The 15,525-nt window shown below is 67.0% G+C and carries 13 protein-coding genes and 1 tRNA gene; 12 read left to right on the top strand and 2 right to left on the bottom strand.

Annotated elements, in window-relative coordinates:
* Positions 1-3 precede the first annotated feature (3 nt).
* Both ACSF8R_RS05375 and ACSF8R_RS05370 read left to right on the top strand, forming a co-directional pair.
* On the top strand, positions 4-684 hold the full coding sequence (locus ACSF8R_RS05375) for an asparagine synthase (protein ID WP_434810828.1): 681 nt from the start codon (positions 4-6) through the stop codon (positions 682-684).
* Between the two features lie 76 nt (positions 685-760).
* Positions 761-833 (top strand) — tRNA-Arg (locus ACSF8R_RS05370).
* A 71-nt stretch (positions 834-904) separates the two neighbouring features.
* On the opposite strand, the gene ACSF8R_RS05365 is transcribed toward ACSF8R_RS05370, so the two are convergent.
* Entirely contained in the window at positions 905-2,797 is a 1,893-nt protein-coding gene (locus ACSF8R_RS05365; RefSeq protein WP_434810827.1) for an alpha-amylase family protein, read from the bottom strand.
* An 86-nt stretch (positions 2,798-2,883) separates the two neighbouring features.
* Here ACSF8R_RS05365 and ACSF8R_RS05360 point away from each other — a divergent pair, with 86 nt between their 5' ends.
* The 3 genes from ACSF8R_RS05360 (at position 2,884) to ACSF8R_RS05350 (ending at position 5,249) form a co-directional block, all read left to right on the top strand.
* Positions 2,884-3,249, top strand: coding sequence for a VOC family protein (locus tag ACSF8R_RS05360; protein WP_434810826.1), 366 nt, complete (start codon positions 2,884-2,886; stop codon positions 3,247-3,249).
* A 77-nt stretch (positions 3,250-3,326) separates the two neighbouring features.
* Complete coding sequence (locus ACSF8R_RS05355; protein ID WP_434810825.1) at positions 3,327-3,698, top strand: hypothetical protein; 372 nt, start codon at positions 3,327-3,329, stop codon at positions 3,696-3,698.
* A gap of 42 nt (positions 3,699-3,740) precedes the next feature.
* Entirely contained in the window at positions 3,741-5,249 is a 1,509-nt protein-coding gene (locus ACSF8R_RS05350) for an L-serine ammonia-lyase, iron-sulfur-dependent, subunit alpha (protein WP_434810824.1), read from the top strand.
* Here the strand turns inward: ACSF8R_RS05350 and ACSF8R_RS05345 are convergent.
* The gene (locus ACSF8R_RS05345; protein WP_434810823.1) at positions 5,236-5,676 is read right to left on the bottom strand and encodes a MarR family winged helix-turn-helix transcriptional regulator; all 441 of its coding nucleotides are present in this window, start codon (positions 5,674-5,676) and stop codon (positions 5,236-5,238) included. The two genes, ACSF8R_RS05350 and ACSF8R_RS05345, sit on opposite strands and share 14 nt — an antisense overlap.
* A gap of 50 nt (positions 5,677-5,726) precedes the next feature.
* Here ACSF8R_RS05345 and ACSF8R_RS05340 point away from each other — a divergent pair, with 50 nt between their 5' ends.
* The 7 genes from ACSF8R_RS05340 (at position 5,727) to ACSF8R_RS05310 (ending at position 14,822) form a co-directional block, all read left to right on the top strand.
* The gene (locus tag ACSF8R_RS05340) at positions 5,727-7,541 is read left to right on the top strand and encodes a DUF2207 family protein (protein WP_434810822.1); all 1,815 of its coding nucleotides are present in this window, start codon (positions 5,727-5,729) and stop codon (positions 7,539-7,541) included.
* 539 nt (positions 7,542-8,080) lie between these two features.
* Positions 8,081-8,719, top strand: coding sequence for a TnsA-like heteromeric transposase endonuclease subunit (locus ACSF8R_RS05335; RefSeq protein ID WP_434810821.1), 639 nt, complete (start codon positions 8,081-8,083; stop codon positions 8,717-8,719).
* Positions 8,720-8,721: 2 nt separating this feature from the next.
* Positions 8,722-10,704, top strand: a complete 1,983-nt coding sequence (locus ACSF8R_RS05330) for a Mu transposase C-terminal domain-containing protein (protein ID WP_193599396.1) — start codon at positions 8,722-8,724, stop codon at positions 10,702-10,704.
* On the top strand, positions 10,701-11,687 hold the full coding sequence (locus ACSF8R_RS05325; protein WP_193599397.1) for an ATP-binding protein: 987 nt from the start codon (positions 10,701-10,703) through the stop codon (positions 11,685-11,687). Before ACSF8R_RS05330 ends, ACSF8R_RS05325 begins: the two co-directional genes overlap by 4 nt.
* Positions 11,688-12,062: 375 nt before the next feature.
* On the top strand, positions 12,063-12,758 hold the full coding sequence (locus ACSF8R_RS05320; RefSeq protein WP_434810820.1) for a hypothetical protein: 696 nt from the start codon (positions 12,063-12,065) through the stop codon (positions 12,756-12,758).
* A 321-nt stretch (positions 12,759-13,079) separates the two neighbouring features.
* Positions 13,080-14,420, top strand: a complete 1,341-nt coding sequence (locus tag ACSF8R_RS05315; RefSeq protein ID WP_193599399.1) for a hypothetical protein — start codon at positions 13,080-13,082, stop codon at positions 14,418-14,420.
* A gap of 72 nt (positions 14,421-14,492) precedes the next feature.
* The gene (locus tag ACSF8R_RS05310) at positions 14,493-14,822 is read left to right on the top strand and encodes a hypothetical protein (protein WP_434810819.1); all 330 of its coding nucleotides are present in this window, start codon (positions 14,493-14,495) and stop codon (positions 14,820-14,822) included.
* Positions 14,823-15,525 lie beyond the last annotated feature (703 nt).

The following is a 15,525-nucleotide window of genomic DNA, read 5'->3' as shown; positions in this document are numbered from 1 at the left end:
TCGATGCTCGCCCGTAGGATCGAGGGGGAGGATCCCGTGCCCGAGAAGCAGAAGCGTGCCCGTACGCGCGATGTCGTCGCCGAGGGGCTCTACATCGCGTCTGCGGCGACCCGGCTGAGCCTCAAGAACAAGATCCTCGTGCACATCCTCGTCGACGGAGATGACTTCGACGCCGACCGCTTCCTCGGCGACGCACGAGAAGCACTGCTCGCGCTGGCAGACGAGGCAGAGCAGGATGCCGCGCGCACCGAGCGCGAGCGCAAGGCGGCCCGGGGGCGGCACGCGGACTCTGACGGCACCCACGACTACCGCAGCCGCGACGTGCGCAATCTGCGGCGGCGGCAGAAGCAGTCGCTGCACGTCGCCGCCGAGTTGCGCAAGCGCGCCGCCGAAGACGACGAACTGCGCAAACTGATCGCCGACGCGCGGGATGCCGCGTGGGGTGAGGTCTCGAAGAACATCGACCGCACCCTGCGCATCGAGGCGGCCCGGCCCGATCTCGAGCCCGACTACGAACGCATGCGCACGGCCCGCATGCAGGCCCTGCGGCTGGTCGATCTGCCCAAGCTGCGCGCACATCGCCGCAGCTCGCAGAAGCAGTCCGAACTGCGTGAACAGGGTGTCGAACCGGGCCCCGTGCTCGAGGCTTCGTCGGCCGACATCGACCCCGGCGAACTCGAATAGACGCCCGAGCGGCTCGATTCGTCTGATCCGCAACGGTCATGTATTCTGGACGCTGGCCTTCGAAAGAATCGGCCGGGCGCCTCTAGCTCAATGGATAGAGCATCTGACTACGGATCAGAAGGTTGGGGGTTCGAGTCCCTCGAGGCGCGCACTGTGTTGAGACAGTCCTGAACTCCCTCGGTCATCGACCGGGGGAGTTCGTGTTTGTCCCGACCTCTCGTCAGAGGGCCCGCACCCGAAGCCACGCGAAACCGTGGGGTGAGAGCACGAGGCCTTCGTCGAGGTCGATGTCGACGGCGTGCACGATGTCGCGTGCGGTGCGGTCGAAGCCCGACAGGGTGAGCGGGTCGACCACGACCTGTTCGTCGCCGACGTTCGCGAGCGCCAGCACGACCTGGCCGTCGGTCCCGGGTCGCTGGTAGCCGAGCACGGAAGCCTTCGGCACATGGAAGCCGACGAGGTCGTTGCCGCCGAACTCGGGGGTCTGGTGCCGCACTGCGATCAGGTGCGTGAGTCGCGAGAACACGCGCCCCGCATCTGTCTCGAGGTCGGTGCGCTGAAAGTAGCGGTCGCGCGGTCGCTGCCCGCGGTGCACCCAGCGGGTGTCGTCGCGGCGTGCCGGGTCGTCGGCGTAGCTCGGGTCGTTCAGCTGGGCGACCTCGTCGCCGAGGTAGAGCAGCGGGATGCCGCCGGTCGACATCGCGATGGCGTGCGCCAGCACGACGCGGTCCACTCCGGCCGGGTCGCCCGCCTCGATGCCGGCAAGGGACGCCGTCGTTCCCGCGACGCGGGCATCGCCCGTCTTCGGGTTCTCTTGGAAGGGCACACCCCGCGCGAACGAGTCCTCGTGACGTCCGTTGTAGAACGCGTTCAAGAAGCGGCGGTGTGCGCCGCCCTCGATGCCGAGCTCAGCGGCATCCTCGTCGGCGAAGGTCCACCCGATGTCATCGTGACTGCGCACGTAGTTGACCCACGCGGTGCCGGCGGGCAGGCTGTGACGGCGTTCGAGTGCCTGCTGCAGCAGTCGCGCGTCACGGGTGGCGAGCGCCTCCCACGTGAGCGCCATCTGCAGCGGGTTGTACGACAGGCGGCATTCGTCGGCCGAGATGTACTCGATGACCTCGTCGGGGTGCACGATCGCCTCCGACTTGAACTCGACGCCGGGCGCAGCCATCGCCAGCACCGCGTTGAACGCCTGCAGCAGCAGGTGCGCCTCGGGCAGCGACTCGCACGCCGTGCCCAACTGCTTCCAGATGAACGCGACGGCATCCATGCGCAGGATGTCGACGCCCTGGTTCGCGAGGAACAGCATCTCTCCCGCCATCGCCGTGAACACCGCCGGGTTCGCGTAGTTCAGGTCCCACTGGTAGCGGTAGAAGGTCGCCCAGATCCAGCGGCCGTCCTCCAGCTGCACGAACGAGCCCGGGTGGTCGTCCGGAAAGATCTCGCGCGTGGTCTGCTCATAGGCATCGGGCATCTCGCGGTCATCGAAGATGAGATAGAAATCTTCGAACGCAGGGTCACCCGCGACCGCCTTCTGCGCCCATTCATGGTTGCTGGCGGTGTGGTTGAACACGAAGTCCAGCACGAGCGAGATGCCGGCCAGGCGCAGCTCTGCAGCGAGCTCGGCAAGCTGTTCCATCGAGCCGAGGCTCGGGTTCACGCGCCGGTAGCTCGAGACGGCGTACCCGCCGTCGTTGTCGCCGTCGGGGGTGTCGAACAGCGGCATCAGGTGCAGGTACGTCAGGCCCAGATCGCGGAAGTACGGAATCTGATCGCGGATGCCGGCGAGATTTCCGGCGTAGCGGTCGACGTAGCAGACGCCGCCCAGCATCCGCTCCGACGTGAACCAGTCGGGCTGGTCGAGGCGGGCGCCGTCGCGCACCTTCAGCTCGAGCGGACGTCGACTCCAGCTCGTCGAGGCGAGGGCGATGAGCTCGCTCAAGCGGTCCTGACCGTCATCGCGCCCGCCGTACAGCTGCGTGAAGAGTCGGTGCAGCCGGGGAAACTGCTCGTCGAAGCGTCCGAGGAACGCGTCGTCGACGCGACCGGCGTCACCGGCGGCCGCGAGCGCGGCGGTGCGGTCGTCTTCGAGGGTGCTCAGCGGGGTCATCGTTCTCCTCCGCGCCCCAGCCTAAGCGGCGGCGCTACGCTGAGCACACGACGGCGCGCGCCCGCCCGACGCGGAGGGGAACATCGATGGAGCTGCGACAGATCGCCCAGCGGGCGACCGACCTGGACCGTGCATCCGACTTCTACACGGTGCTGCTCGAACGGGCGCCTTCGGCCCGGTTCGCCGACCCCGACCTGTTGTTCTTCGACCTCGACGGGGTGCGACTGCTGCTCGACGCGAACGCGCCCTCGGCGCTGCACTACTTCGAGGTCGACAACGTGCACGAGACGATCGAGCGGCTCGGCGGGGCGATCGAGGTCGTCACGCCGCCGCACGTCATCTTCGTGCACGACACCCACGCGATCGGCCCCGAAGGGCACGAAGAATGGCAGGCGTTCGTGCGCGACACCGAGGGCAACACGATCGGTCTGATCGCCTTCCAGAAGCCGTGACGGTATCAGCGGGAGCGTTGCCGCCTCTTCTGATGTGACCCGCACCGCGCGGGCCCTCGCTCCTTGAGGAGGCCGACATGGCCGACACCGCCGCACTCATCGCCGTCGCTGCGCAGATCCATCCCGCCAGCTGCGACCTGCTCTTTCCGCGAGGCGAGCGCACCGCGCCGCCGCCCGTGCCGCTGCTGATCGGCATCGACGCCGGATCGCGCGCCGGACACGAACTCGTGCGGGGTGCGGCAGCCGGCCACACCGTCGGTCCGACGCTGTCGACCGTGCCGCAGTCGGGCAGTGCCTTCGCCTACGGGTTCTCGATCGGGCTCGGCGTCGTACTCGCGGCGCTCGCCCCGTCGTGGCAGTCGACGCCGAGCGCCCACGTGCTCGCCGCGCTGGTGCGCAGGCAGGTCGAGATCGTGGTCGACGAGAGCGAGTGGTTCCGCGCCGCATAGTCGCTCCCCGCCGCGGTGATCGTGCCGCGTAGGCTCGATGCCATGAGCGCGTACATCTCAGCGTTCGAGCTGTTCTCCATCGGGGTAGGACCGTCGAGTTCCCACACAGTGGGACCGATGCGCGCCGGCCGCGACTTCGCAGCTCGGTTGCGGGCAGCAGGGCAGCTGCCGAACGTCACCGCCGTCGCATGCACGCTGTACGGGTCACTCGGCGCCACCGGCATCGGCCACGGCACCCCCGACGCCGTCGTCGCGGGGCTGCAGGGTCTCGAGCCCGAGACCGTCGACCCCGCTGCCGTCCGCTCCGCGTGGACCGACTGGCCGACGGGTGAACCGTTGCTGCTCGACGGCGATCACGCGGTGGCCTTCCGCAAGGAAGACATCGTGTTCGCGCCGCGTGAGCGGCTGCCCGGGCACCCCAATGCGATGACCCTCGTGGCCCGCGACGCGGGCGGGCAGGTGCTCGCCGAACAGACCTACTACTCGATCGGCGGCGGGTTCATCCGACGCGACGGTGCAGACGAGCAGGTCGCGGCGGCGCCGTTTCCGTTCGCCTACGACTCGGCCGACGAACTGCTGCAACTGTGCGACCGTCACGGCCTCACGATCGCCGAGGTCGCGCGCCGCAATGAAGAGTCGCTGCGCTCCGAAGACGAGGTCGCGGCCGCGCTCGACGCGGTGTGGGATGCCATGGCCTCCTGCGTCGTCGCGGGCCTGCACGCCGACGGGGTGCTGCCCGGCATCCTCAAGGTGCGCCGCCGGGCCGGTGCCATCCGGGCGCAGCTCGAAGAGGCCGAGGCGGACGGGCGACGCGAATTACCAGGGGAGTGGCTGGGCGCGTTCGCGCTCGCCGTCAACGAAGAGAACGCGTCGGGCGGGCGGGTCGTCACGGCCCCGACGAACGGTGCCGCCGGCATCCTCCCCGCCGTCGCGATGTACTGGTGGCGGTTCATGGCCGACTCCGGTCTCGGCGGCGGCAACGCGGTCACGCCGTACGGCGAGCTCGTCGGGTCGGCGCTGCTGGGCTTCCACCCGCCGACCGCCCCCGAGCTCGCCCTGCCGGCGGTCGACGCGGCGGCAGACGAGGCCGCGATCGCTGAGGCGAATCGTCGCCGCGGCATCCGCCGGTTCCTGCTGACGGCGACGGCGCTCGGTTCGCTCTTCAAGGCGAACGCGTCGATCTCGGGCGCCGAGGGCGGATGCCAGGCCGAGGTCGGGTCGGCGTGCGCCATGGCCGCCGGGGGCCTGACCGCGGTCATGGGTGGCACGAACCGGCAGATCGAGAACGCCGCCGAGATCGCGATGGAGCACCATCTGGGGCTCACGTGCGACCCGGTCGGCGGGCTCGTGCAGATTCCCTGCATCGAACGCAACGCGATCGCGGCATCGACGGCGGTGACGGCGGCGCGGCTGGCGCTGCGCGGCGACGGCACGCACTACGTCTCGCTCGACACGGTCGTCGAGACGATGCGGCAGACCGGCATCGACATGTCGACGAAGTACAAGGAGACCAGCGAGGGCGGGCTCGCCGTCAACGTCATCGAGTGCTGACAGGCCCACGCAGTTTGCCGGTGAGCCGCTGCAGGTCGCGCAGCTCGTCGTCGGTGAGCACCGACATCCGGCCCGCAATGGATCGCCCGTGCGTCGTCGCGACCCGGCGAAAGATCGCCAGCCCCGTCTCGGTCGCCCGGACGATGGCGCCGCGGCCGTCGCGGGGATCGGGACACTTCTGGATGAGGCCGCGCGCGACCATGCGGTCGACCAGGCGCGAGACGCTCGGCTGGCTGATCAGCATGTTCGCGGTGACATCGCGCAGTCGGGCCGCGTGCTCGTCGCCGCGGGTCACCGTCAGCAGCACGTCGTATTCGGGCTGGCTGAGGGTGTCGTCGTCGAAGTCGGCCGAGATCTCTCCGAACACCTCGTGCTGTGCGCGGAACAGGCTCTCCCATGCCGCGATCGCGAGGTGCCGGTCGGTCATGGGGTCCAGACTATCCCCGGCACCGCTCGCCGCCCCGTAGCGTGGATGGCATGGCACAGACGGGGTGGCGCAGGTGGTCGACGGTTGTGGGTGTGTTCGCGCTCATCCTGCTCGCGGGTGCCGTGTTCGGTGGGCCGGTGCTCGGTTCGGCTCAGCCCGCGTACGCCGACGTCGATGACTTCACGTTCGAGTCGATGACGGCCGACTACACGCTGAGCACGGCCGACGACGGTACGAGCCGGCTGCACGTGGTCGAGACGTTCGTCGCCGTCTTTCCCGAGACGGATCAGAACCGGGGGATGCGTCGCGTCATTCCCGACCGGTACAACGGGCAGCCCCTCAACCCGACGCTGATCTCGATCACCGACGAGCGCGGTGCGAGCCGTCCGTCCGAGGTCGACACCGACGGCGACTACGCCATGACCTCTCGCGCCACCGGCTACGTGCACGGCGCGCAGACCTACGTGTTCACGTACACACTCGAGCACGTCGTGTGGGACTTTCCCGACACTGGTCTGGAGTTCTACTGGGACGTCAACGGCGTCGACTGGGCGCAGCCGTTCGGGCAGATCACGGCGCGACTGCACCTCGATGCGTCGCTCGCCGATGAGCTGACCGGCAACCTCGCCTGCTACCAGGGGTCGCAGGGAGCTGAGACCCCGTGCGCCGACATCGCGCAAACCTCGGATGCCGCGGGCGTCGTCGTCACGGCACGCGCCGAGCAGGTCGCGCCCGGCGAGACGTTGACGATGGCGGTCGGTCTCGACGACGACGCGTTCGAGGCGTTCGACACGTCGTTCGCCGCATCCGGGTGGAGCTGGCTGCAGACCGGGGCGCTCGCGCTCAGCGCCGGCGCGGTCGGCACCGCGGTGTGGACGCGACGCCGGTTCTTGCGCGATGCGCCGGGGCGGCCGACGATCATCGCCGAGTACACGCCGCCGCGCGGTGTCGACGCGCTCGAGAGCGCCGTGCTGCTCGGCAAGCGCGCGAAGGGCATTCCGGCCGAAGTGCTCGAGCAGGCCGTCGTGGGGTCGATCCGCATCCTCGAGGGCGAGAAGACCTGGTACGGGCGGGTGCCACTGGTCGCGGAACTCGTCGATGCAACGCGCGCCGACGCCAACGGGCAGATCCTGCTGCGCGGGCTGTTCGGCGGTGGCGGGCCGGGCACGCGGTTCACGTTCGGCCGTCAGGATCGTGGCCTGTCGAGGGCCGCGCAGTCGATCCTCGCCGACGCGTCGAAAGACCTGCGCGAACGCGGCTTCGTGCGCCCGGTGTCGGCGTGGGCGTACGCCAGGGCGCCGTTCTTCGCGTTCGTCGCGTTGGCAGGCGTCGTGGTCGCCGGCATCCTGGCGATGGAGTCCGGGGTGTCGTCGGCGCTTCCGGGTGTGCTGATCGGTGTCGCGGTGGTCGCCACGATCGCCGCGATCATCGTGATCGCGAAGCAGCCGCTCACGGCCGCGGGTGCCGAAGTGCGCGACCACCTCGCGGGGCTGCGCGAGTTCATCGAGTGGGCCGAGGCCGACCGCATCCGCATGCTGCAGTCGCCCGGAGGAGCCGAGCGGGTGGGCGTCGACGTGTCGAGCCCGACCCAGATGCTGAAGCTGTACGAACCGCTACTGCCGTACGCCGTGGTGTTCGGGCAGGAGAAGGAGTGGTCGCAGCTGCTGTCGCAGCTCTACACGAACACCGGCGCGGTCGGCCCCGTTTGGTACGTCGGCGCGGCGGGATTCAACGCGTCGTCGTTCGCGTCCGGCATCGGGTCGCTGTCGGCCGCCGCGTCCGCCTCGTCATCGACGTCGGGCGGTTCCGGTGGCGGCGGAGGAGCCGGTGGTGGCGGCGGCGGAGGCGGTGGTGGCGGCGTCTGACCCGGTGAGTCCGCCCCGTCGCGCTGCGGGCTTCGGGCAAGAGTAAGCCCCGGTCAGAGAGGCTTCCGACCGGGGCTTGTCCCTTGCACCAAGAGTGTCCTGCAATCACATGCCGGTAGCTGCCACAGCAAAACAACTACCGTGCTTGCACTCTATAACGGGAAGGTAACGACGGCAAGGGTTTGTCGTTATCTTTTCGTGATGGGCGCTCGTGTTGTGTCCGATGATGTCCGATGACATTGATTCTGTGTCTGTGCCATTGATCTTGTGTCGGTGACGTTGATTCTGTGTCTGCGCCGTTGATTCTGTGTCTGCGCCGTTGATTCTGTGTCTGGAGTCGGGCGACACGCGGCCGCGGTCGGCGGGCGTCTCGGGTGGATGGTCGTACTCTGGCGCCGTCAGGTTCCCTTCTTCAACTGAACATCCATCAGTGAGGGGGTGGGCGAGTGAACGGGATCCAATCTCCGGCGCCGAGCATCGACGTGGCTCGTGTCGAGATCGAGTGGGTTGCGTCTGGTCGCCGGGATCGTCGGAGTGCTGTGGACGTCGCCGGGGTTCTTTTCGAGGTCACGGATCGTGTGCGCCAACCGGAGTCGTGGAAGCACAAGAAGAACTACGAGGGCTTCTACTGGGCGGCGACCACCGGTCGGCACGTGTGGTTCGAGTCGTTGTACGAGCGCGCCGCACTGATGCGGTTCGACCGTGACCGGCGGGTGCTCGCCATCGCGTCGCAGCCGATGACGGTTCATTGGGGAGTCGGTGCGCGGTGGCATGTCCCGGACTTCTTCGTTCGATACCGCGACGGTCGCGGAGTTGTCGTCGACGTGAAACCTGCCAAGCGTATCGATGAGCGGGATGTCGAGACGTTCCGGTGGACCGCTGCGCTATGCGAGGGTCTCGGCTGGGGCTATCAGGTGGTGAGCGACATCTCAACGATGGAGGACCGCAACCTCCGATTTCTCTCCGGGTACCGCTACGACCGGTGGGTTTCCACCGGCGCGGACGTGTGCCTCGGCGCGCACGTGGGGGAGGAGCGGACGTTGCAGGATTGGGCGTCAGAACTCAACGACGCGTGCCCGGAACCACTGGGTGCCGTCTACTCCGCTGCGTGGTGGCGGCGGCTTCAAGTCGACCCGGACGATCGATTGTCGCTGCGTTCGATGGCGAGGGCGGTGTAGCGATGCGCGCCGGGATCGGGACACGGCTGACGTGGGACGATCACGACTTCATCATCATCGCGATCGACTACCGACATGCGGTGCTGCGATCCCTGAAAGAGGACTTCGTCCGACAGGTTGTCATTGAAGAGTTGCTCCGCTTGCCGAATGCCTCCTGGCATGACGTGCGGCCGCCGTCGTCCGAACCGTCAGATCTTCAGCTGATCGCTGAGCTGCCTGCGATTGAGCGACGTCTCGTCGAGGCGTGGGTAGAGCAATTCGAAGCGATGAAGCTCCTCCTCGACAAGGGCGCGCCTCTGGGGTCACTGCTCAACGATGTACGGACCGCGATGCAGCCCCACCTCGATGCCTCGACGGAGACCGTGCGCCGAAAGTTCCGTCGCTACCTGGCGGAGGGAGTGATCGGGCTCGTCGACGGCCGACGCTTGAACGGGCGCAAGCCTGGCATTGACGCGCGGATTAGTGCGGCGTTGAGCGAGCTCGGCGCGGCCGGCATCAAGCGTTCATCGGGGACTCGCACCCGCACGGTCGACAACCTGAAGTGGATGCTTGAGGAGGACTTTGGCGACGATCTGGAGCTACCGAGCGACCGGACGCTGCATCGGCTGATCGCGGCGCACCCGACCGCACGGAAGCTGAATAGCTCCGCGCGGGCGAGAGAGACGGCGGCGAACAAGCCGGGTCGCGCGTTCGAGTTGCATGGGTCGTTGCGGCCGGGGGAGCATGTGCAGATCGATAGCACGGTGATCGATGTGCCGTCCCGGTTGCTGGATGGCCGGCTGAATCGTGCGGAGTTGACGATCATCCATGATGTCGCGACGAGGTCGATTCTCGCGGCGTTGGTCCGTGCGATCGCGACGAACAGTGCGGATCTGGCTGGTGTGCTCGCGCGGGCGCTGACGCCGTACGAGTTCCGTCCCCCGGGGGCACGGGAGCAGCGGGAGCGGGTCGCGGCGTCGTGGGCGGGGCAGTTCATGATCGAGCAGGACAAGCTCGATCAGTACCGGTTGGCGCAGCCGTACATCTTCCCGGAGACGATCACGACCGACAACGGCAAGATCTACCGTTCCGAAGCGTTCCGGTCGGGATGCGCACGGGTGGGGATCTCGTTGATCTTCGCGGGGAAGGAGACCCCGACGGACAAGCCCCATGTGGAGCGGACGTTCGAGTCGATGGTGACCCGTTTCGTGCAGTACCTGGAGGGGTTTACCGGTGGCAGTGTGGACAGGCGGGGTCGGGCGGAACCGACCGATGATGTCCTCGCGGTCGCGCAGTTGCAGGAGTTGTTGGAGGACTGGGTTGCGATCGAGTGGCAGAACCGCCCCCATGACGGGCTGACCGACCCGCTGCTTCCGGGTCGGTCGTTGACACCGAACGAGATGTTCCGCGCGTACCGACGGGTCGCGCCAGAGATTCACGTGCCGTTCGGGGTAGATGACTTCATCGGGCTGCTCCCGTCGAAGAAGGTGACGTTGCAGGACTACGGCATCAACCAGAACCGGCGGGTGTACCGGTCGAAGCGACTCCCCGACCTCCGCGCGGCCGGCTCGCGAGGGGAAGGGGCGACCCGTCCATGCGTGATCCGGTACGACCCGCACAACCCGCTGTATGTGTGGGTCGAGCATGACGGCGCGTTCGTTCCGTTCCGCGCCACACCGGACCTCCTCGACGAGCCGATGGGCGGCGACATCTGGCGGGAATCCCGCGCTACTGACGCCGATGCCGACCGCGTGACCCGGGAGGACGCTGCCCAGCTCGCGGATCGGATGAAACGCGCCCAGTGGGTCCGCCCGGGCACGAAACGTAACCGGGCGGCGCGATCCGCGGAGGTCAACCGCGATCCGATGCACTACACGAGCGCCGCGCAAGCCGACGCCCGCGACGACGCAGCCGAGGAGCAGGTAGAAGACGAAGTGATCTGGGAGCGCGGCGGTGGGTTCTCGCTGCTTGACGATGATGACGGGGTGTGGGAGCGGTTGACATGACGCAGGCGATCAATACGAGGGAGGGGTGGTCCGCGTTCGTGAGCGAGACCGTCGACCAGCCACTACCAGTCACTCGCGAGGAACTGGAGGCGATGTCACCAGCGGACCGTGCGCTGCACCGTGAGGCGCGGAAGCAGTTCATGGTGCGTGGGTCGGTGGTCGCTACCGGTCAGTTCGCGGCGATCGAGGCTGAGATCCGCCGCCGGCTGATGTTGAACACGTACAAGTCGCACGGGAAGCTCGGTGTGATCGTTTCGGGCGAACCGAACATCGGGAAGACCACGACCGTCGCGCACATCGCCCGCCGGTTCGAGCGGCGCCGTCGCGATGTCGGCGGGTCCGGGTCCGGGTCGATCCCGGTGATCTACGTGTCGGTGCCGCCGTCGTGCACCCCGAAGCTGATGCTGGGCGAGTTCGCGCACTTCCTGGGCCTGCCGGTGCGGACCCACTACAACACGGGTGAGCTGATGAACACGGTCGCGAGCGTGATCGCGACGTGTCGGACCGAGCTGATCATCGTCGACGAGATCCACAACATCAACCAGAAGTACAAGCAGATGAGTGAGGCGTCCGACACGCTCAAGCAGCTGTCGGAGAAGTGCCCGGGCACGTTCGTGTACGCCGGCGCGGATGTCGAGGGCAGCGGGCTCCTGGATGGCACGAGAGGCCGGCAGATCACGAGCAGGTTCCAGATCATGCGGCTGCACAAGTTCGAAGCCACCGGCAAGGCCCGCGCCGCGTGGGCGGACTTGTTGCTCGCGGTCGAAGCGTCGCTGGGGCTGATCGATCAGGAACCCGGCGCGATCCTCCGCCACGTTCGCCATCTCCACACCGCGACCGGAGGGGTCATTGGGGATCTCACCGGGATGGTGCACATGCTCGCGATCGACGCGATCGACACGGGTACCGAACGCCTCGACCTCGACACCGTATTCGGGACCACCCCCGCGCCCGATCCAACACCGGCCGTAGTCGAGGTGTGAGGGATGCGGCAGGGGCAGGCACCCGTCGCTGATGTCCGCGCCCTGCCCGTCCCGGTCCGCACGGTTCCGGGGGAGACCGTCACCTGCTACCTGGCCCGCCTCGCCGAAGCGAACACGCTCACCGAACGTGACCTTCGGCTTCATGTCACGGATATCGCCGGCCTGTCGCCGTTCCGCCCGAACCTGGAGAATGCGGGACCGTGGGCAGAGCGCCTCGGGTCGCTACCCGTAGGGCACTTCGACCGCGAAGCCCGCCGGAACGCGATGTATGTCCGCTGTCAGCACTTCGCGTGGCAGCCCGGCAACTGCACACGCTGCGGGTACACCCAGCAACCTCGCACAGCGTGCCGACGGTGCGCCCGCGGCGCGTCCACGATGGTCCGGAGTCGTGGGGGTGCGGTCTGCAACCATCATCGCCGTTGGCACCTTGACGGTGTCGACATCGACCTGACCCGTCACCCCGACTACGCGCACGCGGAGCGATGCCTCTCTGGCACGCTGTGGAAGCGAGGCATCGGCCTGCACACCGGCGAACTGCAACTCGCTGCCACCCTCATCGAACACTGGGCGAGAGACGCGAAGCCCGCGCGACGCGTTGCTGACCGGATGGCAGACCTCGGCATCGGCGAGTTGGGCCGCGACACCGTGCTCCTCGCGGCATATCCCGAGGTCGTGCGACTCACGGCCGTGCTGACCGACCTGTCGTTCGCGTCGTACCTCCTCAGCTCCCGGTTCAAACTCGCTGAACAGGTATGGGCGCTTGAAGCCGCCGTCGTCACGATCATGCAGGGCACCACAACCACTCACCTCCACGACATCGCCGAACGCATTGTCGCCCGCGGAAAGGCCGCAGTCGAGACCGCGTTCAGCATGCGCCTCAACGCCGGCTGCAAGCGCCCCGCCGCGCTCGAGAAGGCCCTCGTGGCATCGTCGCAACGGCATCGCATTTGCTTGCTCCGACACCTCAGCACCGTGCGCATCCAGATCATCCCCTACACCCCCGGTATTGCTGTGCCAAGGAACCGAACTGTGGTCGCGCGCGGAGGTCTGTCAGACGCGCCGCTGACCTGACGTATCAGACGATCGGCCGCATCGAGGTCGTGTAGTGCTGGGGCAAACGACCAGCAGGGCTGAGGTGGCTTTGGGCGTTCGAAGTACTCACGCATACGATCGACGTCGCCGATCGGAATCAAGGGTGTAGGTGGGGTCTGAAGCCGGCGGCTCCCAAGGTGACGGTGCCATGTCATGCCGCGCTCTCCAACCCAACGAAGCGTCGCGCGGGCGGCGCCCCGACGGGGCACGGCGCGCTCAACGCCTCTCCCGTCGTGGCCCTCTTGACATCGAGTACGCGCCGCTGATTGCATTTCACCAATCGGAAGTGGGTGGGTAGACATGCCGCGACACCTGATCGGGAGGACAGCGGTCCGCGGAACCATCCTCGCTCTCGCCCTCGCGAGCCTGCTCTTGTCCGAACGAGCGCAGGACACTGAACCATCAACTTCCTCGACCTCGAGCGTTACGGCCGTCGACTTCGCCGCCGCAGGCGCGGCGGCGGCCCCGGCCGAGACGGAATCGATGTCCATCGCGGAATCCTATGCAGCGGACTATGGCGTGAGCGTCGAGGATGCAAGCAAGATCCTCGACCTTCAAGTCATCTCGGGAGATCTGGTATCCACACTCGCCGAGCGCTTCGGCGAAACCTCGTTCGACGCATGGCGGGAAGTCAGTGCGGGAGCGGCCACGCTCGTTGTGCGAACGGATGACGTCGAGATAGTCCGCACCGCCGAACGTCTCGCGGATGCCGCGGGGGTTCCTCTCTCCACGCTGCACGGGGTCGCCTTCTCCTCGCAAGGTGATGTCCTGGTCGATCTCATCCCACGGATTCAGGATGTGTACGCGGGTGATACTTCAGCGCTTCAGGGTGCCTACATCGACGCGAAGACCGGGCAGATCGTGCTCGACGTGCGCTCATCATCGGCAGCGCAAGAGTCGTCGGCCGAGAGTCTCGTCGGCTCAGCTGTCCGAGGTCTTGACGCATGGTCCTCGCTGGGGGCGGATGACAGCATCCTCCGCGTGCAGGCCACGAACGGCGAGGTGGGAGATTCCGCGATCCTTCGAGGGGGAAACGCGACGGTGCCTGCGTGCACCGTTGGTTTCACCGCACAGATAGGCACGACCTCGATCTCGTCAAGGGGATTCTGGACAGCGGCGCACTGCCTGACCTCGATTCCTTGGTTCGCCAACCCCGGCGGATCAGGCACGAGCTATGCATCGTCGTACAGCCACCGCAACTGGAACGGGTACGCGGATATTGCCTACTTCACGATCAACACATCATCGCATAGCGCCTACACGACGTTCTACGGCGACTCCCTGACAACTCCACGCCAGAACCCCAGTTCGTACACATTTGCGGTGGCAACCGACTACCTCTGCCATCGTGGAGAGACGAGCGGGCAGCGTTGCGGCACAGTATCCAGCACCTCGTACGCACCGACTTGGAGCAATGCATGCAACGGGGCGATATGCCAGCCCGTGTTCGTCCGAGTCAACGGTGCGGGCCAGGATAGCGGAGACAGTGGTGGCCCCTGGTACTACACGAACGGCGCTGGCACGAATCGCGCGTACGGCATTCACAAGGGCGGAACCTACCCGGGCACGACACCGACGTTCAGTGTCTACTCGAAGTTGCTCTATCGGCCGCTTGAGACCCGTCTGCGCTACAACTACTGATCTCGACAGACGACGATGCGAGCAACGAGACGACGACCCCTGGCGTCGGCTGGCGGTTTCCTCGTCGCTGCGGTGCTATCCGGCTGCGGGACGATCGAACCGGAGATCGTCGTCGCCACCTACGATCCGTCGGGAGAGGGCGGATTCGGATCGGGCATCGAGGGCCGTCTGGTCGTCGATGTCGATGGTTGCCTCGCCGTCGATCTGGAAACCGGTGAGCGCGTCGTTCCTGTGTTCCCCGCGCCCGAGATCGCCGTCGACGGAGACCTCGTCAGCTACCGAGGCGACGACCTAACCGGTGGTGACGCCGTAACGCTGCCGGGCGGGTTCTCGGAGGTCTCCGAGCTCCCGGACGCCTGCGAAGGCGCGGGCGAGACATTCGTGGTCGGCAACCGCGGCTGACTGTGACGATGGCGGTGGGAGTCCCGCAGCGGTCTTCCTGACTCAGCGGCTGAGTGCCGCGCTAATAGATCCGGGGATTCCCGTCGTCGAGTTCGCGTCGCGGTTCCGAGAACCTACAGGTTGAATGGCAAGGACCGGCGCAGACGAGCTGCTGGGATTCAGTGCGGTCGACGGGAACCTGCGGATTCTCGACACAGAATCAATGGCAGGGACGACAGAATCACTGTCATCGGACAGATGACAGTGATTCGGTGCTGGGTGCCATTGATCTTGTCTGCGACACGCGGGCGGCACCGCGGGTGCGCGATGGTTCGCGGTCGTACTCTGGCGCCGTCAGGGTCGTTCTCCAACTGAATATCTGCAGTGGAGGTGACCATGGAAGCGATCGCCGGACTCGGCACTCGGTTGATTACTCAGGTGCAGATCGAGTTCGTCCTCGACGGGCGTCCGGATCGGCGCGACGGCGACGCTATCGACCTTCCCAGCGAGCTTCTGATCAAGCCATCGGAGTGGGCAGGGTCGGCGCCGGCACCCACCCGGTCGGACAGATCCTGGGAAAGGCATCCCGCCGAAGCGAGAGGCCAGGCGATTCAAGAGTCACGACCAGACGGAGCACCAGCACCCACTCTGCCAGCCGACCCCAGGCCAGCCATCTCAGAGACTTACAGGTGATTCAGTCACCAGTTCGTTCGTCACGCCCCTC

Origin of the sequence: Microbacterium sp. bgisy189, from assembly GCF_965345345.1 — a bacterium.
Classification (GTDB): Bacteria; Actinomycetota; Actinomycetes; order Actinomycetales; family Microbacteriaceae; genus Microbacterium.
The sequence above is the reverse complement of the archived record's forward strand: the minus strand, read 5'-3'. Positions and strand labels throughout refer to the sequence as shown.

What these genes read in the sequence shown, in the direction of transcription:
- ACSF8R_RS05360 (WP_434810826.1), top strand. Translation starts at nt 2,884, where the DNA reads ATGGAGCTGCGACAGATCGCCCAGCGGGCGACCGACCTGGACCGTGCA.
- ACSF8R_RS05355 (WP_434810825.1), top strand. Translation starts at nt 3,327, where the DNA reads ATGGCCGACACCGCCGCACTCATCGCCGTCGCTGCGCAGATCCATCCC.
- ACSF8R_RS05340 (WP_434810822.1), top strand. Translation starts at nt 5,727, where the DNA reads ATGGCACAGACGGGGTGGCGCAGGTGGTCGACGGTTGTGGGTGTGTTC.
- ACSF8R_RS05375 (WP_434810828.1), top strand. Translation starts at nt 4, where the DNA reads ATGCTCGCCCGTAGGATCGAGGGGGAGGATCCCGTGCCCGAGAAGCAG.
- ACSF8R_RS05330 (WP_193599396.1), top strand. Translation starts at nt 8,722, where the DNA reads ATGCGCGCCGGGATCGGGACACGGCTGACGTGGGACGATCACGACTTC.
- ACSF8R_RS05345 (WP_434810823.1), bottom strand. Translation starts at nt 5,676, where the DNA reads ATGACCGACCGGCACCTCGCGATCGCGGCATGGGAGAGCCTGTTCCGC.
- ACSF8R_RS05320 (WP_434810820.1), top strand. Translation starts at nt 12,063, where the DNA reads ATGGTCCGGAGTCGTGGGGGTGCGGTCTGCAACCATCATCGCCGTTGG.
- ACSF8R_RS05315 (WP_193599399.1), top strand. Translation starts at nt 13,080, where the DNA reads ATGCCGCGACACCTGATCGGGAGGACAGCGGTCCGCGGAACCATCCTC.
- ACSF8R_RS05365 (WP_434810827.1), bottom strand. Translation starts at nt 2,797, where the DNA reads ATGACCCCGCTGAGCACCCTCGAAGACGACCGCACCGCCGCGCTCGCG.
- ACSF8R_RS05325 (WP_193599397.1), top strand. Translation starts at nt 10,701, where the DNA reads ATGACGCAGGCGATCAATACGAGGGAGGGGTGGTCCGCGTTCGTGAGC.
- ACSF8R_RS05350 (WP_434810824.1), top strand. Translation starts at nt 3,741, where the DNA reads ATGAGCGCGTACATCTCAGCGTTCGAGCTGTTCTCCATCGGGGTAGGA.